The following is a 25,278-nucleotide window of genomic DNA, read 5'->3' as shown; positions in this document are numbered from 1 at the left end:
ATATTTGTTGAATTATGATAAGTCATAGAAATCTCGACAGTGCAAATATAGCTATTTTGATCGCTGATTTCCAAATAAACCGCGAAGGTATTTTTATGTTTTAAAACTATTTTTGATTCTATCCGGAAGTTAGTTTTTATATTTGCGTGGCGAATTTTTTAATTATTCACAGATTTGACACGAAAAAAGAAACCCTTCCCGATACTGGAAGAGGTAGAAATCACGGATGTTGCGGCCGAAGGCAAAGCGATTGCCAAAGTGAGTGAAATGGTTGTTTTTGTGCCGTGGGCGGCACCGGGTGATGTGGTAGATATCCGTTTGACCCGCAAACGAAGTCATTATGCCGAAGGGAATGTTATCGCATTCCACAAGTACAGTGAGAAGCGGGCAACTCCTTTCTGCGAACATTTCGGGGTATGCGGAGGCTGCAAATGGCAGCATCTGCCTTACGAAGAACAGTTGCGCTATAAGCAAAAACAAGTTACGGATACGCTGACGCGAATCGGCAAGGTACCGATCGGAGAGGTGTTGCCGATTCTCGGTTCGGAGCGCACGACGCATTACCGTAACAAGCTGGAGTTTACATTTTCGAACAAGCGCTGGCTGACCGAACAGGAAGTGGCCTCCGGTATCGAATATACGGAGATGAACGCGCTGGGGTTCCATATTCCGGGCATGTTCGATAAGGTGCTCGATATCCGGCGTTGCTGGTTGCAGGACGATGTGTCGAATCGGATTCGGCTATGCGTGAAAAATTTCTGTCTGACGCACGAGGGTTATTCTTTCTTCGACTTGAAAAATCAGGAAGGCTTTGTGCGCACGTTGATGATACGTACCGCCTCGACCGGTGAGCTGATGGTCGTTCTGGCTTTCTTCAGAGAAGATAAGGCGCTACGCGAAGCCTTGTTGGAGCATCTGCTGGAGCAAATACCGGAAATTACGTCGCTGATGTATGTCATCAACGGGAAACGGAACGATACGCTGACCGACTTGGATATCGAGTTATATCGTGGGAAAGATCATTTGATTGAGCGGATGGAGGATTTGCAGTTCAAGGTGGGACCCAAATCATTCTATCAAACAAACAGCGAGCAGGCTTACCGGCTGTATGATGTAACGCGCGAGTTCGCCGGATTGAGCGGCAACGAAACGGTTTACGATCTTTACACCGGTACCGGGACAATCGCCAACTTCGTTGCCCGGAAAGCCCGCAAGGTAGTAGGTATCGAATATGTGCCCGAGGCAATCGAGGATGCGAAAGTAAACGCGCAACTGAACGGCATCGACAATGTCGCGTTCTTTGCCGGAGATATGAAAGATTTGCTCACGACGGCTTTTATCGAAGAACATGGCCGGCCGGACGTAATCATCACCGACCCCCCACGCATGGGTATGCACAACGACGTGATTGATACGATTCTGGCGGCATCGCCCGAAAAAATCGTCTATGTGAGTTGTAATCCGGCTACGCAGGCACGAGACATGGAGCGGATGAGTATCCGTTATGAGGTGGTAAAAATTCAGCCGGTCGATATGTTTCCGCATACGCATCATGTCGAAAACGTAGCCTTGCTTCGTAAAAAGAATGACCGATAGAGTTACGATGTAATACCATACTATATAATGTATAGAAATACATTTGTTTTCCCGCTTGTGTCTTTGCTTCTGTTGCTGTGCGGATGCTACAGCGGAGGGAACCGTTCTCAGAGTGAAGAGACTTCATCCGATTGGCCTTCCATCAAAGAGAAGGGGGAGATAACGGCTGTGACGCTTAACAGTTCTACGTCGTATTTCCAATATAAGATGCAGGCGATGGGGTATGAGTACGATCTCATCGCCGACTTCGCCCGCCAGAACGGATTGCGTTTGAATATGAAGGTGGCCGAAAACATTACCCGCCTGATGGAGATGTTGCAGTCGGGCGAGGCCGATGTTGCGGCTTATCCGATTACCATCGACAATAAGTTAAAAGAGCAGATGCTTTTTTGCGGCTATGAACGGCAATCGAATCTGGTTATCGTCCAGCGCGCCGGACGTGGAGATACGGTGTTGACCGATGTGACGCAACTCATCGGGAAAGAGGTCTGTATAAAACCGTATCGACGTTATCAAGAGCGACTCGAGAACCTCAACAGCGAGTTGGGAGGAGGAATCCGCATTGTCCATATCGATAAAGACACGATCTCGTCGGAAGATTTGATCGAGATGGTGGCAAAAGGCCAGATCGATTACACGGTGTGTGAAGACGATGTGGCCAGACTGAATCGGACGTATTACCGAAATATTAATATCAATCTGGCAATCAGTTTTAAACAGCGCTCTTCGTGGGCGGTGCGCAAGAACTGTCCGAAACTGGCTAAGGCTATTCATGCGTGGGCGTCGAACATAACCGGGAAAAGCTCTTATCAGTCGGCTATCAAACGTTACTTTGAACTTTCGAAAGTTTCACCGACGCTGATCGGTATGCCGAAGATAGCAAACGGACAAATCTCTCCGTATGACGATCTGTTCAAGCGTTATGCCGGCCGATTGGGATGGGACTGGCGTTTGCTGGCATCCATTGCGTATCAGGAGTCTCGTTTTCAGCCTCAGGTTGTGGCTTGGAGCGGCGCCGAGGGACTGATGGGCATCATGCCGGCTACGGCGCGCGGGCTGGGATTTGACGCAGGAGAGATGCAAAATCCGGAAAAGAACGTACAGGCTGCGATTGAATGCCTGCGCCGTTTTGGTAAGGGATTTGTCTCGCTCGACTCGCTCGAACGTATCAAACTGACGCTGGCTTCTTACAATGCCGGAATCGGACATATTTACGATGCGCAAAGATTGGCGCAGAAGTACGGACGTAACCCGAACGTGTGGAACGACAACGTGGCCGAGTTTATCCGCCTCAAAGCCGAAGCGCAGTATTATACCGATTCGGTCTGCAAATTCGGTTATCTGCGCGGTACGGAGACGTATAATTATGTCTCCGATGTGCTGAACCGCTACGAATACTACCGGAAAGAAACAGAAAGCCTTGAGAACCGCTGATCGTACCTCTTCCGATACGAATAGAAGGCTGTGTGTCATAACGGGCAAACTGCTTCGTTGCTTGCGGAATGAGAGCTCGGTCACATACCTTAGTATGCTCCCTCACCCTCATCCTTAGCGCCTTGCTTTTTACCCATTCTTACACACCTAAAGAGGGTGTGCCCAAACATTGCATTTTGACACACCCTCTTGATAAAGTATTATTCTTTTTTTTAGTATCCCGGATTCTGTTGCTGGTCTCTCAGATTATCGGGCAACAGAAAGAGTTGTTCTTCGTGAATGGGCAGGATGTTTTTGAAATAATCAAATTCGATAACTCCTTCCGATCGGTCTTTACGAAATTTATATTTATCTTTTTCATCAGCATTACGCCATCTCACGACCGGTTTTTGATTTCTCCACAAGTCCCATGCTCTGTGTCCTTCTGCGAAAAGTTCCAATCTTCTCTCATATAAAATATCATCGATAGTTAATGCAGCGGTATACTTTTCCGGATCGGTTGTTGTCCGTTCTTTTCTCAACGAGTTGAGTAATATTGCGGCTTCACTGCCTCTTCCGAGTTTCAGCAGCGCTTCGGCAGCAATCAGATATATTTCGGACAGACGATAGACTTTGATATTGTTGACTGCATACATCTCTCTACCCGGATATTTAGGCGTCGGGAAGAATCCGGATCCTTTATTATCCTCATACCAAACAAATAGCTTGAATCGTTCATCTTCCTGATCTTGTGCTTTCAGCTCATCGAAATGAGGGCTTGAAGAGATATCTTTATATCCTTGTGTTCCGTCTGCTAAGGCATAATAACCGATAGAAGCGATACCGTTGTTATCTTCCTGTGTAACATCGAGTTCGAAAATTGCCTCGGATGTATATGCTGTTTTCCAACTCTTCACATACTCCGTCCTTGGAATCAAGCGATATGCTTTGTTTTTGATGAGTTTATCAGCGTATTCGAATGCCTTCTCATAATTGCCCATGTATAAATAGGCGCGAGCCAGCACAGCCGTTGCTCCATCTTGGCCCAACCGACCGTTTGTTTTTCCGGTTTCCAGATCGGGTAATGCGTTTTCCAATTCTTTGATGATAAATTCATAGACTTTGGTTACCGGTTGGCGTAGCATGGATTCTGACTCTTTGATCGGCTTTGGGCCATCCATAATGGGAATACATAGGGCATCAGCCTTGATCTTCCCTTTTCCCAGATTGACCGGAAGAGGACCGTACAGTTTGGACAGATCAAAATGTACCATCGCACGCAGTGCTTTTATCTCGGCTATCAGTTTGGTTTTTGCCGGAGATTCTTGAAGATTTTTACTTCTTTCCAGAACATCATTCATGTGAGCAATCAGTTTATAAATATGCTTATAGAGACTCGTCGGACAAGCGATCTTTGTCCATGAGTAATCGGAGTAGGTATCTAACCAACCGCTTCCCGAATAAGGTGACAGCGCATCATCACCTAACATATCGCCTGCAGTCAGATACTGTCCGTCATAGTAGGTGTTGACCGTCATTCGGTTATATGCGCCTAAAACTGCTGCATTCAGATCGTCAACGGTTGTGATGGCCGATCTGCTGTCCAACGAGTTGGATGGGTTTATATTTAATTCCGAATCTTTGCATGCGGAGAAAAACAGCAGCAATGAAATGAAATACATTATCTTTTTCATATCTGATTAAGTTTATAAGTTAATATTAATTCCAAATCTGAAAGAACGCAAAGGTGGAAACTCATTCGTATAGTCGAATCCGTAACCGCTTTGGGGAACTTCAGGGTCAATATAATTCTTTTTAAAGAGCGTAAAGATGTCTGTGGCATTAAAATACAGCCGAACATTCGAAAGAGAGGCCTTGGCCAGCCATTTCCTGGGTAAGTTATATCCGAAGGTGATATTTTTGAGTTTAATAAAGCTACCATCGATCAGACGTCTGTTACTGTTGTTCCATCCCTGATCGGGTGATCCGTAAATCAGGCGTGAATATTCGGCATTATCTCCGGGCTTTTGCCAGTGTTTGCCGTAAGAGTCTTTGCGTATGTTATACTCTCCGATCGTTCTTCCGTCGGTATGGTTGAATGATTTTGGATCATACAGTTTACCGCCTTTTTTGAAGATGAAGAGGAAGGAGAGATCAAATCCTTTATATTCGAATCGATTGGTCAAACCTCCCATAAAATCAGGGATTCCTGTTCCTACGTTTACTTTTTCCGCTTCGGAAGCTTTGTTGGTAAGGGAACGGTCAATTCCTGTTACGTTGCCGTTGGCATCTTTGATTTCCTTGTTCTTGTACCATTGCGGCTGTCCTGTCTGCGGGTTCACGCCGGCCCATTCTCTGAGTTTGAATGTATACATATCGTCTCCTTCTCCGTAGAAGTAAGGAAAGTTATCGATCGGTTTATCTAGTTTTTTGATTTTCGAAGTATAATGAGTTACATTAAACTGTGTGCTCCATTTGAAATCGTTTGCTTCGATGTTGACGGAATTAAATTCCAACTCGATCCCCTTATTTTCAAGCTCTCCCCGGTTTTCGGTATACGTTTCAAATCCGGTACTCCACCAGAGAGGAGAGTTATTGATTAATCCTTTGGTATTTTTTTTGTAGAACTCAAGCGTTCCGGAGAAACGATCGAAGATTCTGAAATCGAATCCTCCGTTCCAGGTGTAAGATTTTTCCCATTCTAATGTGTTATTTTCAATCTGAGACAATTGAAAAGCCGGTTTGCCCAGATACTTTTCAGAAATGGAATAGAGTCCTAACGTGCTGTAATAATCTGTTGGTAAATTTCCGGTCGTACCGTACGAAAGTTTCAACTTGAGCATATCCAACCACTGAATGGGTTTCATGAAGTGCTCTTCCGAAAGAACCCAGGCGGCCGAAGTAGAGAAGAAATCTCCCCATCGTGTGTCCGGCGAAAGCCTCGAACTGCCGTCGCGCCGCCACGAAAGAGAGCCGAAGTATTTCTGATCATAATTATAGTCGATTTTCGACAGATATGAAATCAGTTTGTCGTCGCCGATCGTTTCAGAGATGTCGTCTTTGACGGCTCCGTTCGAGAGATACATCAACTTGTATGTGCCGAATGTTTTTGTACTGGCTCCTATTCTGTTCGATGTGTAGTTTTTATATTCCATGCCGGCAAGGATATTGGCATGATGTTTTCCGAATCCTTTGTCGAACACAAGCAGGTTGGATGTTGTCATATCCCAGATATCACGTTTGTATCGCAACAGATGTCCCTGCTCTTTCAATCCGTCGTTGCTTCTGGGGTCAATTACACGGCGGTCGTCGGAAAAAATAAAATCAATCCCATTCGTCGATGTGAATTTCAACCAATCAGTAAGAGTTATTTCCAGCCCGATATGGGTCAGGGAGCGCATCGTTTTATTGATTCTTTCGTTCATCTGTTGATTGAGAATCGGGTTGGGGAATTTGTTGCTGAATCCGGCGAGGTTATTATACGATCCATCCGGTAAGGTTACCGGGGCCGATGGATTTACTCCGTAGTATGCAAACATGGGGTTGGCATAATAATTACCGTCTGACAAGGCACCGTCTTGTCTTGCACGGCTTAGTTTCTCGCTCATTTTCAAGAGTACTCGGTCGTGGAGTTTGAGATTCAACGAGAGGGATCCGGAGAAACGTTCAAAGACACTTCCCTGTACCAGTCCATCGTTTTTGAGGTATCCGAACGAGACATAATACGTGGTCTTGTCTCCTCCTCCATTCAGCGATAAGTCATATTTCTGCACGGCTCCCGTCTTGAAAATGGCATCTTTCCAATTGACGATGCGTGGGTTGGTGATAAACATTTTCTGCTGTTCGGGCGTCATGTTTTTATAATTGAATGTTCCGTCAAACGGGTCGTCCGGATGATACAGTCCGCTTGCGGCAGCAAGATTCCGGTAGGCATAACGTTCGGCTTCGGGCAGCAAACTTTCGTAAGTATCTGCTTTGGCCTGTTCCGGCATGGCTTTTCTGTCATAGAGGTATTTGTTTTTCAGTGACTCCCATGTATACTGTGCGTATTGTCCGGCATCCATATAATCTAATGCATGCGGAGTCGCGAAATCGCTTGTTCCGTATTCTGCCGTAAACGCGATATGCGTTTTTCCTTTCCGCCCCGATTTTGTTGTAATCAGCACCACACCGTTGGCTCCGCGTGAACCGTAGAGGGCCGTTGCGGCAGCATCTTTCAGAATGGTTTGCGATTCAATATCTTCGGGGTTGATCAGGTTCAGTACGGAGGCTGAAGTCTGGACCGATGTTACGTCACCTGCCAATACCGGGATACCGTCTATGACATATAGAGGATTACGATTTCCGGTAATGGAGCCTACTCCCCGGATACGTATCGTTGGCATCGAGCCGGGTTGCCCGTAACTTTCCGAGATGGTTACACCGGCAGCTTTTCCTTGCAGCGCACTGATAGGAGATATCGCCGCCGATTCACGCAAAGAGGCTGCATCGACTTTAGATGCCGAGCCCGTAAAAGCGGATTTTTTGGCCGTACCGTAAGCCACAACAATGACTTCGTCTAAGGTTTCGGTATCGCCCATCAGGGTGATCTTCATATTCGGCTGTGCCAAAACCTCCTGCGTTTTGAAACCCACGAACGAAAAGACTAACGTCGATCCATTCGGTACCGAAAGGCTAAACTTACCATCGATGTCGGAAATTGTTCCTTTCGATCGGTCGGTTTTGAGTACGATCGATGCTCCCGTCACCGGTTCTCCCTGCTCGTCGACCACGGTGCCCTGCACCTGTGTCTGAGCCATCACAGACCCTGCTCCTATCAGGAGGAAGGCCATTAGTAAAAAGATTTTTTGTCTCATGTCTTAAAATGTTTAACAGTTAATTTTTTATGTCTCATTCTTCATTCGTTCAATCCTTAATGATATGGTTGTTTGGCTTTCGGCATCCGGATGTTTTTTTGCCAGATCATCTCTGCCATCATATTCATGTTTTTATGCCTGTACGACCGATATTATCCATCTGTAATACAGGGAGGTTAGCAAATAAAAAGACGTATTTTCCCGAAAGGTTCGTTGGTGCAACGGAACATTCGTTCCCACCAACCGTGCGTCCGTATAATCGCACGAGAGTTCCGTTGCGTTCAACGGAACTTCGGTTGGAAGGAACGCGTGTTTGGGGGATGCTTGAAAAAGATTCGTTCTTTTCCACGCAAGTTTCGTTGGTCTCCCCCGGAGTTCGGGGCGATGTTCCGGCTCTTCGGGGCAATCTCCCCGAAACATCGGGGGAAAGAACGGAACTTGCGCGCGATCGCCAAAAAGTTTCGTTGCGTTCAACCGAACTTCGGTAGGAAGGAACGAAAGATCGGTGGAAGGCAACGGAACGTTGGCTCGCAGGGCCTGAAATCGGCCGCGCTTCACCCGATGTTTTTTGGCATCCGGCCAATGCCGCGTTGTTTTCAACCGGATTTGCGTCGGGGCGCACGAATCTTCGGGGCGTCGCAACGCAACCATTCCATGTTCCAACGCTCTGCCACACGAAAAGGCAGTCGCATCTAAAGATGTTTTTGTTAAATAATGTAAACGGGGGGGGGGCAGATCGAGGCCGGCAGGTTCTCTTTCTTTCCTCCGGAGGAGAGCATGCAACGAGAATGAATATTTATCAAAGCGCTATAAATCAGAATATTGAAATGTATTCTCTCTTTTTTCATGTCTTATTTCTATGCGATTGACGCTCTTTATCATTTCATATATTTGATGACAAAGATATAAAAAATATCATATACAAAGTTTTTTTTTCTGATAGAGCGTTTTTTTTTTGTGTTATGGTTAGATGGATAATGGTTGGGTTGCTATTCCAACTTCAAGACGGCAAGGAACGCTTTCTGCGGCACTTCGACCGTACCGATCTGTTTCATACGCTTCTTTCCTTCTTTTTGTTTTTCAAGCAGTTTGCGTTTACGCGAGACGTCACCACCGTAACATTTGGCTGTCACGTCTTTGCGGACGGCCTTTATCGTTTCGCGGGCAATGATTTTTGCCCCGATGGCCGCTTGTATGGCAATGTCGAACTGCTGTCGCGGAATCAATTCTTTGAGCTTTTCGCACATGCGACGTCCGAAGGTCACGCTGTTGTCGAAATGGGTGAGAGTGGAAAGGGCATCGACCGGCTCGCCGTTTAGTAAAATATCGAGTTTGACGAGTTTGCCCGGCCGGTAATCGTGCAGATGGTAGTCGAACGACGCGTACCCTTTCGAAACGCTCTTGAGTTTGTCGTAAAAGTCGATCACGATCTCGCCCAGCGGGAGGTCGTAGAAAAGCTCGATTCGGTTGCCGGTAATGTAATCCTGCTTGATGAGGATGCCGCGCTTACCGAGGCAAAGTGTCATAATCGGTCCGATATACGTCGTCTGTGTGATGATGGAAGCGCGGATAAACGGTTCCTCGATATGGTCGATCTGTGTCGGGTCGGGCAAACCGCCGGGGTTATGCACCTCGGTACAGTTTCCTTTTTTGTCGTACACTTTATACGATACGTTCGGCACGGTCGTAATCACATCCATGTCGAACTCGCGATCCAAACGCTCCTGAATGATTTCCATGTGCAGCAGTCCGAGGAATCCGCATCGGAAGCCGAAGCCCAGTGCCACCGAGCTTTCGGGCTGAAACGTCAGAGAAGCATCGTTCAACTGTAATTTTTCGAGCGAGGTACGCAGATTTTCAAAATCTTCGGGCGCAATCGGATATACGCCGGCAAAAACCATCGGTTTCACCTCCTCGAACCCGGCGATGGCTTCGGCAGCAGGGCGTTTGACGTGTGTAATCGTGTCTCCGACTTTTACCTCTTTCGACGTTTTGATGCCCGAAATGATATATCCCACATCGCCTGTGCGTACTTCTTTGCGGGGACTCATTTCGAGTTTCAGCACACCTACTTCGTCAGCGTCGTATTCTTTGCCGGTAGCGATAAACTTCACATGGTCGCCCTGACGGATCGTACCGTTCACGACCTTGAAATAAGCGATGATTCCGCGAAACGAGTTGAACACCGAGTCGAAAATCAGGCACTGAAGCGGCGCCTCCGGATCGCCCGAAGGAGGGGGAACGCGCTCCACAATGGCGTTGAGGATATTGTATACGCCGTCGCCCGTTTTACCGCTGGCGCGAAGAATCGAGTCTCGCGGACAGCCGATCAGTTCGACGATCTGATCTTCGATCTCTTCGGGCATCGCACTCGGAAGGTCAATCTTATTGATCACGGGAATAATTTCGAGATCGTTCTCGATGGCCATATAGAGGTTCGAAATCGTCTGAGCTTGAATACCCTGTGCCGCGTCGACGATGAGCAGAGCCCCCTCGCAGGCCGCGATCGAACGCGATACTTCGTACGAGAAATCGACGTGTCCCGGTGTATCGATCAGGTTCAGTACATATTTCTCTCCCTTATATTCATATTCCATCTGGATCGCGTGGCTCTTGATCGTAATGCCTCGTTCGCGCTCCAAATCCATGTTATCGAGCACTTGCGACTGCATGTCTTTTGCGGCGACCGTCTTCGTGTATTCGAGCAGGCGGTCGGCCAACGTACTTTTCCCATGATCGATATGGGCGATGATGCAAAAATTGCGTATATGATTCATTGTGTCAAATTCCGTTTTGCCGGCAAAGATACGAATTTCAGGAAAATTTTCATACCTTTGGCATGCCTTTTGCTCTTTCAGAAAACAGATGACAATACAAGAAATACAGACCGCTTGTGCACGCACGACGGAGGCGCTCGATCGGGGAGCGCTCAAAACAGCCTTTGACACGCTTCAAGGGCTGATTGCCGGTTCACAGACGTATACTTATCAAAACAAACTCGACGAATTGCAGGAGACGTATCAATACATGCTTCTTTATTATATAGAAGGTTCGGGAGACCCTATGCAGGAACAGATTTACGCAGGTATCCGGACGCAAACATACGAGGTGACAGATCGACTGCGACATGAACTTTTGGCAGATATTTCTCCTGCGGCTTATTATGCCGCCCGTCGTACGCTGATGCTTCAGCCCGTCGAGACCGGTACCCTGCTTAAACAAACGCTCTTCTATGCCGAAGCCGGAGAAACGGAAGCATACGAGGCGTCCGTAAACCGGCTGTTCGTACATCTCTGGACAACAGCCTTTCTCTCGCAGGAGATTGTTGTTGCTATCCGGGAGGCATTCACCGATCCTCACTATCCGTCGGCTGCCGGAAATCAGATCGTTTCGGCGCTCCTGCTCGGCCTGCAACATTCGTTCGACAAGGAAAAACTTCTGCTGCTGTTCGATGCGGCTTCATCTACATCCGACGAAACCATTCGTATCCGTGCTTTGATTGCCATCTGTTTGACGCTGTACACTTATCGCCGGCGCACAGCGTTCTATCCGGAGATCGGCCGTCGGCTCGGACTGTTGGCCGAAGCGCCTGATTTCAAACGACTCCTCCTAACGATTATTCTCCGCTTTATCCTCACGCGCGAAACGGAGAAAGTCTCACATAAACTGCAGGAAGAAATTATTCCGGAGATGATGAGGCTGCGACCTAAAATCACCCCCGGAACTTCATGGTCCGATCTCATCACGGAGCTTTCGGGCGATGGGATGAATCCGGAATGGAAAAGCGACAAACTCTCGAAATGGCTCGAAGAATATACCGAAATGCAGGAAGAAGGCGTTGATGTGATGCACTCAACATTCATTCATCTCAAACATTTTCCATTCTTTCGGGAGATCGCCCACTGGTTTCTGCCGTTTTCGACCGAACATTCCGCGCTGAAAGACGAAGTGAATACCGGTGTGGGGACACTCGACACGCTATTGCAGGCGTCGTTTATGTGCGACTCCGATAAATATTCGCTTTACTTCAGTCTGCTGCAAATACCCGAATCGCATCGAAAAGTAATCCTTCATCAGCTTGATAGCCAGATTAGCCAGATGAACGAACAGCAGACCCAAGAGTTGAAAAACAGACTTACGAAAACCGAGAATATCATTGGCTTGTATATTCAGAACCTTTATCGTTTCTACAAACTGTATCCCCGACATTCCGATTTCGACGACATCTTCAACGAAAAACTCGATTTTCATCATCTCGCCCTGTTGAAACCCTACGTTTCGGATGCCGAAACGTTATCGCAAATCGCCGAATTTTACCTTCGAAAAGGATATTTCGACGATGCTCTGACGATTTACGATTCCTTGCTCGAACAAGGTGCAAGCGATGATGAAATGCTGTATCAGAAATCGGGATATTGCCGGCAGATGACCGGCGACATACAAGGAGCGCTTCGCGACTACCTGCGGTCGGAGATGCTGAATCCGGAAAGCCAATGGCTGATCCGCCGGATTGCCGGGTGCTACCGTACCTTGAAACAGCCCGAAGAAGCCTTGAAGTTCTTCCTTCGCTACGACCAACGTGAACCGGACAACCTTTCCATCCTGATGAATATCGGACATTGTTATTTGGAGCAGAAAAACTATCACGAAGCGTTGAAATATTATTTCAAGGTAGATTATATCAGTCCCGAGAATAGCAAAGCGCAACGTGCCATCGCATGGTGCTCGTTCCTGATCGGGAAATATGATCAGGCACGCACTTATTACCGGAAAATCATTGATCATCAACAACCTCAGGCGCAGGATTTTCTCAATGCCGGACATACGGAATGGGCGGTGCAGAACATGAAAGGAGCTCTCGAACTATATAAACAATCTGTTCATGCCGCCGGCGATTTTAAGGCCTTTCAGGAGTTATTTAAAGAAGACATTCCCGACTTGATACGCGCCGGTATCAAAACGTCGGAAATGCCTTTATTGATGGATCAATTGCGTTATTCGCTCGGATGACTCTCCAAGCGTAATACCGCTCCTTTTATCCCTTTGGCCGATGCTTCGAACGTAATCGTTCCCGCTTTCTCTCCCGACTGTACAATGGCCGTCAACATGCCTTTGAAGAGAGGCATTTCGGGCAGATGAAACGGTTGTAAGCAAGTCACATCGCCGTTGGCTGCCGCACGGTACGAACCTGCCCCCTTCACCTTAAAACGAATCATTTTATCGGCTTCGGGGCATAAGTTACCGTCCTTATCGACAACTCTTACCGTGATGAATGAGAGGTCTTTGCCATCGGCTCTCAGCGATGTGCGGTCGGCCGAGAGTTCGATGCGATGGGGAGCGCCTGCCGTGTGAATCTCCTTTTCGGCAACAGCCTGGCCATTGTGGTCATAAGCCACCACTTTTACGGTGCCCGGCTCGTATTTCGTATCCATCCACATCAGCCGATAACGCTTCTGGCGAGTGAACGAAGCGGCGTCTTCCGGAGTATTGCTGTTCTCCTGCGTTACGGTCATGTCTTTCGAACGTTTCCCTTGACTGACTCCGTTGATAAACAACTCGGCCGACGGATAATTCGTGTAAACGAAAACCGGAGTGACTTCTCCCTCACGTCCCGGCCATGTCCAATGCGGAAGGATATGCAACGTTTCCTCTTGCTTGTTCCAATGGCTGCGATAGAGGTAATAACGGTCTTTGGGAATACCGGCCAAATCGATGATTCCGAACAGTGAGCTGTGGTTAGGCCAGTCGCTGTAGTAGGGGGTCGGTTCGCCGAGGTAATCGAATCCGGTCCATACAAATTCGCCGATGCAGTAGGGACGATCTTCGTGCTGTATAAAGTCGTCTTCCGGGAGGCTTGACCAGTTGCAATGCTCCACATCGTAACTGCTGCTCTGATGATCTTCGTAACGGGCCATCGCCTTGCGCTCGACCGGGAATTTATAGACCCCGCGCGAGCTGACGGTCGAGGCCGTTTCGCTACCCAGCAGGATTTGCTGGGGCAGTTTTTCGTAGGCTTCATCGTAGGCCTTCAGGCGATAATTCATGCCTACGACATCGAACGTAGCGGCAAAATTATTATTGATGATGGCTGATCCTTGATCCATCCCCGCCGTTACCGTGCGGGTAGGGTCTTCCCGATGACAGATATCCTGCATCCTGCGGGCAAGATAGACTCCGCCGGGCGCTACCTGATCAGGTACCTCGTTACCGACACACCACATCACGACGCTCGGATGGTTACGGTAACGGCGCACCAGATTCACCAAATCTTTTTCCATCCATTCGTCGTGGAAAAGGTTATATCCGTTACGGCACTTGGGCGTCTTCCATTCGTCGAAGCTCTCGACCATGACCATCATCCCCATCTCGTCGCAGGCCTCGATCAGTTCGGGTGCCGGCATATTGTGCGATGTGCGGATGGCATTGCAACCCATGTCTTTGAGAATACGTATCTGTCGGCGGATCGCTGCGTCGTTGACTGCTGCTCCCAACGGTCCCAAATCGTGATGGTTGCATACGCCTCGAAAGTATGTTTTCACTCCGTTCAAGTAGAAACCGTCGTTCGGGCGGATTTCGAGCGAGCGGATGCCGAATCGGTTGGTCTGTTCGTCTTTCAGTTCGTTATCCACATAAAGTCGCGTTACCGCCGTATAGAGCGATGGCGTTTCGGGCGTCCAGAGCGATGGATCGGTGATCCACAGCGAAGTTTCCGTACATCCGTCTACCAGCAGGGACGTGTCGATTTTCGACGAAACAACTCCGAGTTCCCGTCCATCGGGCGTGCGGACTTCCGTTTCCAGACGCAGCTCGCCACGTGTCGTGGCAGGATAAGCCAGTTGCGTGCGGAATACGACTTTTGCATTTTGTTTGCGCACCACAGGGGTCATAATCTGTGTGCCCCATAGTGGAAAATGCACGTCATGGACCGTAATCAGACGTACATTGCGGTAAAGGCCTGCGCCCGGATACCAGCGCGACGACTCCGGCTTGTTTTCAAGCCGTACGGCCAGCGTATTGCCGCCCTCACGGTTCACCTTGTCCGTAACATCGAAATAGAATGAGTTATAACCGTATGGCCAGTATCCGACTTCATGACCGTTTACATAAACGCGTGCGTTGCTCATCGCACCGTCGAAAAGGAGAAGGACACGTTGCTTCTGCGCGGATGCAGGGAGTTTAAACGTCGTACGGTACCAGCCTACCCCGATAAAAGGCAATCCTCCCGTCCGTCCGGCATGTTCCATCGCTTCTTTCTGACCATCCTGCGTGATGGCCACCTCCTGCTTGTCGTGATGGATGCTGAACGGACCGTAAATCGCCCAGTCGTGCGGCACAATGACCTGCTGCCATCGGCTGTCGTCGAAACCCGGTTCGGCCGATCGAGCCTCGTTCGTTCGCGTAAACCGCCAGTTCTTTTCCAATAATGTTTCTGTTCGCACCTGTGCTGTCGCCATACTCAGTGCCATACATCCGGTCATAAGACCTGCTATCCATTTTCGTTTCATCTTACTGCTTCTATATTTATTTTATGGTTTATCGTTCCACCGATAGGAGACTACCGAGCGTGCCGGCAAGTGACAGCGGATTAATCGTTCTCCCTCCGCGACAAAAAAGGTATGGGGCGTTGAAGCCTCATTCATTGCGACGAATGCACAACTTCCGTTCGGATTCAGGAATGCGCTGGCCGTAACACCGACCGGCAATTGACCGTCGCTTCGGATACGTACAGCTCCGGGCTTCACGACCGATGCCAAATGTGCAATCACGAAATAATGCGAGTTGCGAGTGATTGTTTTATAATCCATCGTATCGATATCTACCGCCCCGTAACAGTTTTGACAGCCTCCTTCACGATTAGGCCCTTGTCCGTTGTCAAGCATCAGGTTCCATACGATGACTCCTTTGCTATGGCTATTCACCGTTCCGAGTCCGATTTCGCGCATATCTTCGAGCAGACGAATCCTTAAATTGTGCCCGTCATTCCATCCACCGATGGACGCTTCGGTAAATACGAGCTCTTTATCGGGATAAGCCGTGTGGATGCGGTTCAGTTCGGTTTTATCGCCCGAATAGTTATGATACGCTGCTCCGGCAATGTATGACGCCGCTTCGGCATCGGCATATAGATGCAACGGATAGTCCTGCTGATCTTCCATTCGATCGTAGTCGTAGTTGTGATCGAAAACATAGATTTTTGTTTTCAGGCCGGCTGCTTTGAACTTCGGGCCGAGCGCCGTTTTTACGAAAGCAAGTTGCTCTTGCCATCCCATAAACAGCGATGCCGAATTCTTCCGGTTCAACGGTTCGTTTTGAGGCGTAACGGCATAGATCGCGACACCTTCTTTTTCAAATGCCTGTATCCATTTCACGAAATATGTAGCATAATCGCCGTAATACAGTGGATTGAGGTGCCCGCCTGTCCATGAACGGAATACTCGCTTCGTTTTCAGGTCGGAGATTTTCATCCAATGCGGACAAGTCCACGGTGATCCCATCACTTTTAACGACGGATTGATTCGCAGAATTTCTTTCAGGATGGGAATGACGTACATCGTTTCTTCGGCTGTCAGCGAAAAATGTTCAATGCCTTTCTTATCACAACACGTATATTCGCTCAACGAAAAATCTGAACAGCCGATCGAAACGCGTACATAGCTGAATCCCATTTTGTCGGGAGAAAATGTCTCATAGAGGAAAGCCGATCGGTCTTCCGGGGTCATGCGCATCAAGTTATAAGCGGTCGAACCTGTAATGGCAGCCCCGAAGCCATCCATCGTTTGGTAACGGACAGCCGTATCCAGTGTAATAAGCAAATCCGTATCGTTCAAATCTTCTTCATGATACGAAGTGATTTCATAAGCGAACTCCTTCGTACGGTCGGCTGTTGTCGTGAAGAGATCAACCGTTTCCACCGATTGAAATTCGCAACCGCACATCCCTGCGAGGAATGCCCCGCATATCCATCGATATATTTTTTTCATATGATCTACTTAAATATTGCGTAAATATAGATACAAAAAACGAATACAACGTTTTTTCGGGAATAAAAAATTCCCGGAAAAAGAAGCGCACACGCAAAATTGAGTAATTTACTCATTGACCAAATTTATTTTTCTTCCGACCTTTGCTGCGCATAATAAATATTTGCATCGGAATGACTATTAAAATGATTTATTATTGAGGTGATTATGGATGAAGATATGATATATGAAAAGGAGCGAACGGATAGACTGTTATATATAAAGGTAGGAATGCTAACGATGTTGCTTTGGGGCATTATCACTCCATCGGCTGCGCAAAAACGTTACCGTACGGGCGATGTCCCCAACGTACAGCTGTATGATGGAAAGCAGTATGTCAGTGACCCGGAGAATATCATTCGTTCCCGCGAACAAGCTCAACTGAACCGTTTATTGGCCGGATTGCGTGATTCGCTCCATATAGAGGTGGCGATAGTCGTGCTGCCTGCCATTGACCGTGATCGGTATGATTCGACTCGTAGATTCACCAACGAATTATTCAACACATGGGGCATCGGCGACAAGCAAACGAACCGGGGGTTATTGATGGTATTGCTTACGGACGAAGGAGAACGTGAAATTGTGTTCGAAACGGGGCATGGACTTGAAAATGAATTAACCGATGCTGTATGTAAAGAGATTCAGACTCGCCATATGATGCCTCTCTTTCGTCAGCAGGCTTTTGGAGAAGGATTACTCGCGGGCGTGAAGGAAGTGCGACGCGTTATGAGTAACCGACCGAAGAACAATGCCCTCTCTACCATGAAGGAGAAAAACACGGACGAGGGAGACGAGGGAATCAACGGCATTCTTGTGATATTGGCCATTGTCGTATCGGCCATCTTGTTTTTCGCTATCTCGTACGACGAATTTAAGTTTGCTCGTAGCGGCAGAGTGGGAAGAAGCGTCGTCGCGCGGAAGACATCGTTTTATGTGATAGGGATTATCGCAATCTTTTGCTTTCCGGGACTCATCTTACTGCCTTTATTCGTATTATTCAAACTGCTGTTTCGCCGTCGTCTGACTTGCAGTGTACCGTGTCCGTCGTGTCGTGCGATAGGAGCATTTAAGAATCTCCGGAAAGAGTTTTACGTAGATTATGAGATGGTTGAAAGTAAAAACATGAGAACACAACATTGGCGTTTCGTCTGTAAAAAATGTGGCTTCCGGATGAAAGAAACGTTGAAGGACGATGTAACAGAATTCGCTATGTTGACGCAAAACGTAATTCAACAGATGAGAAGCGGAGGCAGAAACAGTGACAACGACGGGGGAGGCTCGTGGGGAGGAGGCCGTAGCGGCGGTGGTGGTGCGTCCACACGCTTCTGAACGAGAAAAAAAGAGCAGGCTATGTGTTATGAATAACTGATAAAACAAATTAATGATGAAGAATGTGATGTATATCCTTGCGGCATGCCTGATGGCATGGATTACAATGCCGCAACAAACCCGCGCACAAGTGCTGCGTAGCAATAACAACGAACAGATCGGAAGTATTAGCTCCGATGGAACGATTCGCAATCGAAGCCATGCGGAAGTGGGGAGAATCAAATCCGACGGTACGATTTGCGACCGCAGTAACAAGCAAATCGGTACCATCTCTTCCGACGGTATCGTACGCGATCGCAGTCACGCGGAAATCGGACGAATCCATTCCGATGGTACTGTGCGTGATTGCAGCAACAAGTATCTTGGTAAGATCGATGCCGACGGTACGGTACGTAACAGCAACAATGCCAGCATCGGCAAAGCATCGGGAGTAAAAAAAGAATGGGCGGCCGTTGCTTTCTTCTTTTTCGACTTCTGAACCTGTTCTTGTGGGGTTCCGAACCGAAAAAACAACAAAACAAAATGATACACGATGATGTATTATAATAGATGTATAACTATAATAACTACAAAGAAATGAAACGAAATGTATTAAACCGATTGAATGAATGTCTACTTGCAGTAGCAAGTGTGATGTTGCTCTCATTGGGAGCATGCGATAAAAATGAGCCGGGAGGGGAGAAACCGAAGAATCTGCCCGAGCTCGATGTAAAGATAGAGGGAACGATCGATCATCAGAAGCTGGTCAAAGGGCAAAAAGGTTCGGTTACGTTCAACCACTTTCCGGCTTCGGTCGAAGAGTTTAAGCAAGCGCGTGAAAAAATCGGTACGGAACCGCACGGAGCCGTGGCCTTGCAGATTATGGCCTATGAAATGTTTCGCCGCAATCAAAGGATAGGGATGGAATGTATTAATCTGAACAGTACGAATACGAATTCGGGTGAAAAAAGCAGCGCGGTCAGACAGCTGAAACTCCTGTTCAACAACGATAATTCTTCACGTCCTTACCAGATGGCCGCTTATCTGAAAGGGGCTACCCCCGAAAACGGTTACAGCCCGACCAAACCCTACACGGTCGAAGTGACCGTGGACGATGGACGAGGATACAGTCATTCGAACGATTATCAGGCCCCGATCGTCAAACTCTTAGTACTGACAAAAGGAAAAGAAAGACCCGATCCGATCGCATTGGTAAAGACCAAAGACCCGAAAGAATCGAGCGAAGGCAAGTACTTTATCGTAAGCGAGTGTTCCAGCATCTATTCGCGGGTGCGAGCGATTGGTTTCGATCATCCGTTTAAGGGGTTAGATTGACGGGTTAACAACGGAAGTAAAAGAAAACAAGATGATAAGAAAAGTTTTATGTACAGCCGTTGCTGCGCTATTCTTCCTGCATTTGTCGGCACAAGACCGGACTTTTACAGGGGCATGGTTTGAAGTGAAATATCCGTCCGACTTCATCGCACAAGGATCGATGGTGTCCGCAAGCGGCGAAGATAATCAGTTCGACAGCGCGTTCTTCACCTCTCCCGACGGTGAAGTCGAATTTTATATCTTCTCACCCCAGTGGGGAGGCGAACCCACCGACATCGCTCTTCGGTCGAATGAAAAAGAAGGAAACAGACAGGTGAAAAAGACCGCGAACCAGACCGTTACCCATTGGACGATTAGCGCCAAAGACGGCAGCTACGTACGCAGCTATCAGGAAATTCGCAACGAAATGGAAAACACGGTATGGGTTGTCGGGATCAAGTATAAAAATCAGAAGGCGTACGAGCGCTACAAAAAGCAATACATCGCCTTTAAAAGTTCCTTACAGCAATTCGCAGATTAAGAAGAACAAATAGAATAATAAATAGAAAAGAAACAATGAAAACAACACATATGCAAATGATCTTTTTAACGATATTATGCCTTTTGACGGCATGCAACCCGGCCAAAAGCAAGCAGACCGATGCTTCGGGAGACTCGAAAATCATCGAAACGCATCAGTATGCCGGCTTCGAGAAGGCCCATATCGTGGCGTATCAGAAAGACGGCCAAGTCTATTTTTACAATGTGGAAGCGGATGATCGGGTGCCTTTCACCGAAGAGACCGAAGAGGTTTTTAATCTCAAATTCGATCCCGACGGACGTACCATATATTATACCGTAGTACGCGATGGAATGTTGTGGCTTCGCAAAGCCGTATTCTCCGACGCCGGAGTACAACTCCAAGACCTTTTGAGTCTGAATATCGCGAAAGACAAATGTATAACCGAAACGTACGGCGACAACAGTTTGCTGGAATATCAGAACGGAAAACTGCTTATCCGCAGCGATTTCAGTTGGGATGGATATGACTTCGGAACGTATCATATTTATACAATTGCAGACAACAGCCTGACAACGACGAGTGACTCGGAAGAGGCCCGCAAACGCTTCGGCGAGCTCTATCAGGAAGCGGACGACCGTTTCGTAACGGAAAATGAACACTTGTTTTACCTGCGCAACGGAAACCGTATCTGTCTGACCGATCAATTGAACCTGAAAGCGATGGGAGAAGATTACGGCGCAACCGAAGTCGATTATTTCAAACAGACTGTTTCGCCCGACGGGTCAAAAGTTGCATTTGTCGCGATTAATTCGTTTGGCGATTTGGCGCATGGCCCGCTCTGTATGGCCGATGCGGACGGTAAACATCAGCAAAGGCTGGGTGAAGACGGCGCGGGACAATACTTTCCACCGCAATGGGCCGGCAATCAGCTCGTCTTTTCCAACGACGAAGAAAGCGAAGACGAAAATATCGGAGTCAAGGTGCTCTACATCACGGATTCCGACGGAAACAGCCCGATCGATCTTATGATCGGCATAAAGAGTTTCGACGTGAAACAGCCTGTAAAATAAGGAGAACAAGAAGATGAAAACAATGATGTATTTGTTGGCGGGAGCGTTTCTGTGGGTTTCTTGCAACAACGCTTCCCGGCCAAAACAAGCGGAAGAAAATACCGAAAACATCGTCAATCAAGAGGCTACTCTTATAGATAGTCTCGAAAAAAAACTGATTGCTTCGGATAATGAGTTGGAGCGTATCGGTCTGCACCGACAGATTACCGACTTGAAATTCAAATATGCCACAGACGACGAAAAAGGAGGCTTTTTCAATGATTTCAGCACGTTCGTCTATGTGGAATTGGAGAATCTGAACGAAAAAGAATCCGATTATCTGGAACATTACTATGAATATCGGATGAATGAGAATGGTGATCGCATCGAACCGCACGATTCCGTCAAACAAAAAGAAAAACGGTACATGGAAGTCGGTCTGGAATTTAAGGAAATGGGCGAAGGCATCGTTTCGATTGAACCGAGCGCGGCTCTTTTCGAAAACTATCTCAAGCAATTGCCGGTATCCTATCAGGAGTATTGGCAATTACTGAGAGATGCTGAAAATGTCGTTACCGATGCGGCTTTACTCGTTACTTGGCGAGAATTGGGCGACCTGATTGCCCGATACGAAGCATACGCGAAGACATATCCCGATCATATCGGCTTTTTCAAAGTACTTGCGGAAGATTATCAATTTCTTCAAAGCGCTTATGTAACGGGTACGGATAATACGCCTATCGCTGACGAAACAGGGAAGCTCGATCCCGATTTGCAAGCGGAATGGATGCGTTTCAGCAAAGCTTTTCCCGACAGTCCGACAACGAGGTTGATCAACATCGCGTCGGCTGAAAAGAATTACAAGGATATATACGCTGTTCGGGAAAAGGTAAACAACGCACAGTTCAAGTCGGACGATCCGTTGATGCGTGAATACAATAAATAACGAATCCATCATGATGTACTGTTTACGCAAGCATGTCATGAAAATAAAAAGAATAAAAACCTTTTAAAAAACAATCAAGATGAAGAAGAACATGTATTATTTCGTCGTGGTGCTTTTGTTGGGAATAGCAATACCCGCTCAAGCACAAGTTTTGGACCGTCTGGGAAGAAAGGCGGCCATGAACCGAGATGCCGGCAGAACGGCCGACAGAGGAGGAGAGAGAGGCACAATGGCAAAGGCCACGGTCTCGTCAGGGAAAACCTACTATGTGAGTCCTAACGGCAGTGTACGTGCCGACGGACTCAGTAAAGATACGCCTTTGAAAGATTTGCAAAAAGCGATCGACCTTGCCGAAGAAGGGGCTACCATTCTGGTGGCGGAAGGCAATTACTTGGGCAATATGGACAGAGGGTATATTGAATGCGGCCGATTCGGAAACGGCGCCGATGACGGGAAGTTTTTGAAATTCTACGGAGGTTATTCGTTGGATTTTTCCGAGCGCGACCCGCTCAAATACATCACCAAAATTCAGCCTAACGAAAAATCGCCGCGCAGCATCGGTTCGGCTTTGTTTCATATTACGGCTCGCCGCGCTTACGGCGATAAACGTCCGGCCGGCGAAGTCGTGGTCGACGGATTCACGTTCGATGGCGGGGAGTTCATCCAATACTACAAGCCCGACGTGAATGATCCCAGAACGGGTACTCCCAACAAAGAAGTGCTGACGGGGATGTTGGTTCACCCCGACGCGCAAGCCGGAAATGCGGTCGGAATATCGAAAGCCGACTGGCGCGCGTTGCACTTAACCGTCGAAGGGAAAGTGAAAATAACGAACTGCGTGTTTGTGAACTGTCGTTACTTCGGGCTGCAAGGAGGAATGGGAGCCGGGCATATCGAAGTCAGCAATAACGTGTTCGTGGCCAACCGTTATGCCGCCTGCGAAATATGGGGAACGCTGGCTGCCGGCAGAGAAAACGAAATCTCACTCGATTTCCATCATAACACCGTACTCTTTTCGTGGCCGATCACGAAAGAGTTTGAAACGATGGGACAAGGTTTCCGTTTTATGAACGGTATTCGTACCATCAACGTGTACAATAATATCTTCGCGTTCAATGCCCGGTGCGGGGTGGAACGTTGCCGATATGAAAATAAAAAAGAATACGAAAAACTGAAGCAAAGCAATTTGTATAACAATTATTTCCTTGGGAACAAGTACGACCTTGAAATCTGCGACAGTTCGGTACCGATCAATGTACCGGCGTCGCGTATCGAAGAAGCCGAAGAAATCGGGCCGAAATACGAAGGAAATAAAGAGATGCCGTTTGATCAGTCGTTTATTTCGGCCATAGATGCTCCGTATCTGAAAGGTTTCACCGAATTGAAAATATCGACTTCCGAGAACTACGACGCGAACTCGTCGGCCAACCAACTGAACCGTTTTCTCGGACTCAACCAGCAAGGTACGAGCACGACGCGCGTCAGCATGTTTGCCAATAAATACCCTTGGGAAAAAGCGCGTAATTTATTTGGCGCCGTGAAAGGCTACGGAGCGCAAACACCGGAGAAAAAATAATCGAATAAATCGGGTCGGGGAGGATAGCGAATAGAAGCACTGCATCATAAAAACATTCGCAACCTCCCGACTCTTAGCTTTTAATATGAAAAGAAAAATGAAACAGCGAATGTTAAATTGGAGCATGGCGGTAGGGGCCGTCTTGCTGATAAGTTGTAAGCACACGGGAGCAACGACGTCGGACGGAGCGGCCGACAGTACACGGGTAGCATCGGTCGAACAAACCCTCGAATTGCCTGCACTCAAACCCGAAGAGAAAATTGTATTTGAAAACGACAAGGTGCGCATTGTCGAAGGAGAAATCGTCTCAACGGACGATGGCGTGTATAACACCCTGTACATGCAACCTAAAAACACGGCATGCAAACGGTTTAAGATCGAAGGGACGGTTCTTGCTTTCGAGGGCGTCGTAGGTGATGCGGTAGTGGCCAGCGAAGGCACGGGAACCATACGCACCCTGTGGGTATACGATCTGATTACGGGCGAGAAGTTGCTCGCAGTAGAATCGTTTGCAGACCAGGGAATCGTCATCGAAAACGATCATCAGTTCGCTTTCTATCGATACGACGATGCTTTCCCTCAAGTCTCTTGGAACGAAGAAAAAGCCGCGTGGGAGAATCGTAATCACGTGCCGGCCGAATTGCAAAACAGCGATTTGGAGGAAGCCAAGAAGAAAAGTAAGGAATATTTGTTTAACGGACTTACGCTGATGGCGCATCAAAAAGTACAAGTCAAGATTAAAGAGCGGAAAGCCGTTCCGCTGAACGAATACAAATGGGGATACATCGAGTAAAGGTATATCGGGAGTAGTCGTAACGCAACGAAAACTCTCCCCCCGATATCTCTATTCATGCTTTAAACATTAAGAAACAGATGAAACGAATACTGTGTATTTTACTGTGCGTCTTATCCGCCGTCGGCGCATCGGCGCAGAACAACAAACAGGCGAACAGCAAAACAAACATCAAAGATATTTTTCTGATGCTGCCCGACAACGCGTTCGAACATCCGGATTTTACGCTCGAAAAGCGGAAAGAAATGCTTCAAACCATCGGTCAACGGCCGAATACGGAAGTCGAAAATTATGACGGTACTTACGCCTATATCGAGCTGTGTGACGAACGAAACGGGTATCTCTCCGCATTCTATTATTTTCCGGAAGGTTACAAATACGAAATCTGTTACTGGAATCTCAAAGACGGACGCAAACTCGTTGCCGTCAACAAAGATGAAGGACACGGAGACGTCCGCTTCTATCTATACGAAAACGGTAACCTGACCGAAGACTTGTATTATGGTCCGGATATTTACAACGTGCAACTCGACGACTTCTTCGAAATGTCCCATCTCGACGAAAAGGAGAAGAACATCCTTCAGGATTTATTCGAAAACCGGATTGTTTTTCAATACGTACTTCCGCGTAAAGGCACCTCGATCGAAATGCGCATCGGAAGCATTCCGTTCGATATGAGTTACGAATCCATGTTCGAAGAGGCCGGTCTGAAAGATGAGAAAATCATATTTAAACATCTTATCTTTAAATGGGTAAACGAAAAATGGATCAAGGAGGTGCGAAAAGGAATCGGAACAGCTGAGTAAAAGTCGTATCTGAAATCGATTTGCCGGGGAATAAATCACAGCTCTGATTTGTTAAAAACAATTTGTGGGAGACAAATC

The 25,278-nt window shown here is 47.6% G+C and carries 18 protein-coding genes; 12 read left to right on the top strand and 6 right to left on the bottom strand.

Translation table 11 applies throughout. From position 1 onward, the window contains the following. The first annotated feature begins 174 nt into the window (after window positions 1-174). A complete protein-coding gene (gene rlmD / locus Q4A89_RS01715) occupies window positions 175-1,596 on the top strand; it encodes a 23S rRNA (uracil(1939)-C(5))-methyltransferase RlmD (RefSeq protein ID WP_124750669.1) in 1,422 nt (473 codons plus the stop codon). Between the two features lie 27 nt (window positions 1,597-1,623). Then, window positions 1,624-3,030: a transglycosylase SLT domain-containing protein gene (locus Q4A89_RS01710; RefSeq protein WP_124789903.1), complete on the top strand. Its 1,407-nt coding sequence runs from the start codon at window positions 1,624-1,626 to the stop codon at window positions 3,028-3,030. Window positions 3,031-3,242: 212 nt separating this feature from the next. Here Q4A89_RS01710 and Q4A89_RS01705 read toward each other — a convergent pair whose 3' ends face one another. The 4 genes from Q4A89_RS01705 to lepA form a co-directional block, all read right to left on the bottom strand. Continuing rightward, on the bottom strand, window positions 3,243-4,703 hold the full coding sequence (locus Q4A89_RS01705) for a RagB/SusD family nutrient uptake outer membrane protein (RefSeq protein ID WP_303183265.1): 1,461 nt from the start codon (window positions 4,701-4,703) through the stop codon (window positions 3,243-3,245). Window positions 4,704-4,715: 12 nt separating this feature from the next. Further along, window positions 4,716-7,865: a TonB-dependent receptor gene (locus tag Q4A89_RS01700; protein WP_303183263.1), complete on the bottom strand. Its 3,150-nt coding sequence runs from the start codon at window positions 7,863-7,865 to the stop codon at window positions 4,716-4,718. 132 nt (window positions 7,866-7,997) lie between these two features. Continuing rightward, window positions 7,998-8,528 (bottom strand): hypothetical protein, encoded by a 531-nt coding sequence (locus Q4A89_RS01695; protein WP_303183262.1) that lies wholly within the window; start codon window positions 8,526-8,528, stop codon window positions 7,998-8,000. A 326-nt stretch (window positions 8,529-8,854) separates the two neighbouring features. Then, window positions 8,855-10,642: a translation elongation factor 4 gene (lepA, locus tag Q4A89_RS01690; RefSeq protein ID WP_303183260.1), complete on the bottom strand. Its 1,788-nt coding sequence runs from the start codon at window positions 10,640-10,642 to the stop codon at window positions 8,855-8,857. A gap of 88 nt (window positions 10,643-10,730) precedes the next feature. Between lepA and Q4A89_RS01685 the strand changes: the two genes are divergently transcribed. After that, complete coding sequence (locus tag Q4A89_RS01685; RefSeq protein ID WP_303183259.1) at window positions 10,731-12,875, top strand: lipopolysaccharide assembly protein LapB; 2,145 nt, start codon at window positions 10,731-10,733, stop codon at window positions 12,873-12,875. Here Q4A89_RS01685 and galB read toward each other — a convergent pair. Both galB and Q4A89_RS01675 read right to left on the bottom strand, forming a co-directional pair. Continuing rightward, window positions 12,860-15,370 carry a beta-galactosidase GalB gene (galB, locus tag Q4A89_RS01680; RefSeq protein WP_303183257.1) on the bottom strand — a complete coding sequence of 837 codons (2,511 nt, stop codon included), beginning with the start codon at window positions 15,368-15,370 and terminating at the stop codon, window positions 12,860-12,862. The two genes, Q4A89_RS01685 and galB, sit on opposite strands and share 16 nt — an antisense overlap. Window positions 15,371-15,391: 21 nt before the next feature. Further along, the gene (locus Q4A89_RS01675; protein WP_303183307.1) at window positions 15,392-16,801 is read right to left on the bottom strand and encodes a glycoside hydrolase family 30 beta sandwich domain-containing protein; all 1,410 of its coding nucleotides are present in this window, start codon (window positions 16,799-16,801) and stop codon (window positions 15,392-15,394) included. A gap of 315 nt (window positions 16,802-17,116) precedes the next feature. Here Q4A89_RS01675 and Q4A89_RS01670 point away from each other — a divergent pair, with 315 nt between their 5' ends. The 9 genes from Q4A89_RS01670 to Q4A89_RS01630 all read left to right on the top strand — a co-directional run bounded on the left by Q4A89_RS01670 (window position 17,117) and on the right by Q4A89_RS01630 (window position 25,200). Then, window positions 17,117-18,214: a YgcG family protein gene (locus Q4A89_RS01670; protein ID WP_303183256.1), complete on the top strand. Its 1,098-nt coding sequence runs from the start codon at window positions 17,117-17,119 to the stop codon at window positions 18,212-18,214. Between the two features lie 52 nt (window positions 18,215-18,266). Next, a complete protein-coding gene (locus tag Q4A89_RS01665; protein ID WP_303183254.1) occupies window positions 18,267-18,692 on the top strand; it encodes a 5-fold beta-flower protein in 426 nt (141 codons plus the stop codon). A gap of 98 nt (window positions 18,693-18,790) precedes the next feature. Then, window positions 18,791-19,528, top strand: coding sequence for a hypothetical protein (locus tag Q4A89_RS01660; RefSeq protein ID WP_303183253.1), 738 nt, complete (start codon window positions 18,791-18,793; stop codon window positions 19,526-19,528). Between the two features lie 31 nt (window positions 19,529-19,559). Beyond that, window positions 19,560-20,048: a hypothetical protein gene (locus Q4A89_RS01655; protein ID WP_303183251.1), complete on the top strand. Its 489-nt coding sequence runs from the start codon at window positions 19,560-19,562 to the stop codon at window positions 20,046-20,048. A gap of 35 nt (window positions 20,049-20,083) precedes the next feature. Continuing rightward, a complete protein-coding gene (locus Q4A89_RS01650) occupies window positions 20,084-21,100 on the top strand; it encodes a hypothetical protein (protein WP_303183249.1) in 1,017 nt (338 codons plus the stop codon). A 13-nt stretch (window positions 21,101-21,113) separates the two neighbouring features. Next, window positions 21,114-22,025 carry a hypothetical protein gene (locus Q4A89_RS01645; RefSeq protein WP_303183247.1) on the top strand — a complete coding sequence of 304 codons (912 nt, stop codon included), beginning with the start codon at window positions 21,114-21,116 and terminating at the stop codon, window positions 22,023-22,025. A gap of 79 nt (window positions 22,026-22,104) precedes the next feature. Beyond that, window positions 22,105-23,601, top strand: coding sequence for a right-handed parallel beta-helix repeat-containing protein (locus Q4A89_RS01640; protein ID WP_303183245.1), 1,497 nt, complete (start codon window positions 22,105-22,107; stop codon window positions 23,599-23,601). A gap of 97 nt (window positions 23,602-23,698) precedes the next feature. Next, the gene (locus Q4A89_RS01635; RefSeq protein WP_303183244.1) at window positions 23,699-24,394 is read left to right on the top strand and encodes a hypothetical protein; all 696 of its coding nucleotides are present in this window, start codon (window positions 23,699-23,701) and stop codon (window positions 24,392-24,394) included. Between the two features lie 80 nt (window positions 24,395-24,474). Next, complete coding sequence (locus Q4A89_RS01630) at window positions 24,475-25,200, top strand: hypothetical protein (protein WP_303183242.1); 726 nt, start codon at window positions 24,475-24,477, stop codon at window positions 25,198-25,200. Window positions 25,201-25,278: the final 78 nt, after the last annotated feature.

This window comes from Tannerella sp. (genome assembly GCF_030528505.1).
Lineage (GTDB): Bacteria > Bacteroidota > Bacteroidia > Bacteroidales > Tannerellaceae > Tannerella.
The sequence above is the reverse complement of the archived record's forward strand: the minus strand, read 5'-3'. Positions and strand labels throughout refer to the sequence as shown.

Bases quoted from the DNA above. Each gene is read 5' to 3' on its own strand.
- Q4A89_RS01710 (WP_124789903.1), top strand. From the start codon at position 1,624: ATGTATAGAAATACATTTGTTTTCCCGCTTGTGTCTTTGCTTCTGTTG.
- Q4A89_RS01705 (WP_303183265.1), bottom strand. From the start codon at position 4,703: ATGAAAAAGATAATGTATTTCATTTCATTGCTGCTGTTTTTCTCCGCA.
- Q4A89_RS01700 (WP_303183263.1), bottom strand. From the start codon at position 7,865: ATGAGACAAAAAATCTTTTTACTAATGGCCTTCCTCCTGATAGGAGCA.
- lepA (WP_303183260.1), bottom strand. From the start codon at position 10,642: ATGAATCATATACGCAATTTTTGCATCATCGCCCATATCGATCATGGG.
- Q4A89_RS01685 (WP_303183259.1), top strand. From the start codon at position 10,731: ATGACAATACAAGAAATACAGACCGCTTGTGCACGCACGACGGAGGCG.
- galB (WP_303183257.1), bottom strand. From the start codon at position 15,370: ATGAAACGAAAATGGATAGCAGGTCTTATGACCGGATGTATGGCACTG.
- Q4A89_RS01675 (WP_303183307.1), bottom strand. From the start codon at position 16,801: ATGTGCGGTTGCGAATTTCAATCGGTGGAAACGGTTGATCTCTTCACG.
- Q4A89_RS01670 (WP_303183256.1), top strand. From the start codon at position 17,117: ATGCTAACGATGTTGCTTTGGGGCATTATCACTCCATCGGCTGCGCAA.
- Q4A89_RS01665 (WP_303183254.1), top strand. From the start codon at position 18,267: ATGATGAAGAATGTGATGTATATCCTTGCGGCATGCCTGATGGCATGG.
- Q4A89_RS01660 (WP_303183253.1), top strand. From the start codon at position 18,791: ATGAAACGAAATGTATTAAACCGATTGAATGAATGTCTACTTGCAGTA.
- Q4A89_RS01655 (WP_303183251.1), top strand. From the start codon at position 19,560: ATGATAAGAAAAGTTTTATGTACAGCCGTTGCTGCGCTATTCTTCCTG.
- Q4A89_RS01650 (WP_303183249.1), top strand. From the start codon at position 20,084: ATGAAAACAACACATATGCAAATGATCTTTTTAACGATATTATGCCTT.
- Q4A89_RS01645 (WP_303183247.1), top strand. From the start codon at position 21,114: ATGAAAACAATGATGTATTTGTTGGCGGGAGCGTTTCTGTGGGTTTCT.
- Q4A89_RS01640 (WP_303183245.1), top strand. From the start codon at position 22,105: ATGAAGAAGAACATGTATTATTTCGTCGTGGTGCTTTTGTTGGGAATA.
- Q4A89_RS01635 (WP_303183244.1), top strand. From the start codon at position 23,699: ATGAAACAGCGAATGTTAAATTGGAGCATGGCGGTAGGGGCCGTCTTG.
- Q4A89_RS01630 (WP_303183242.1), top strand. From the start codon at position 24,475: ATGAAACGAATACTGTGTATTTTACTGTGCGTCTTATCCGCCGTCGGC.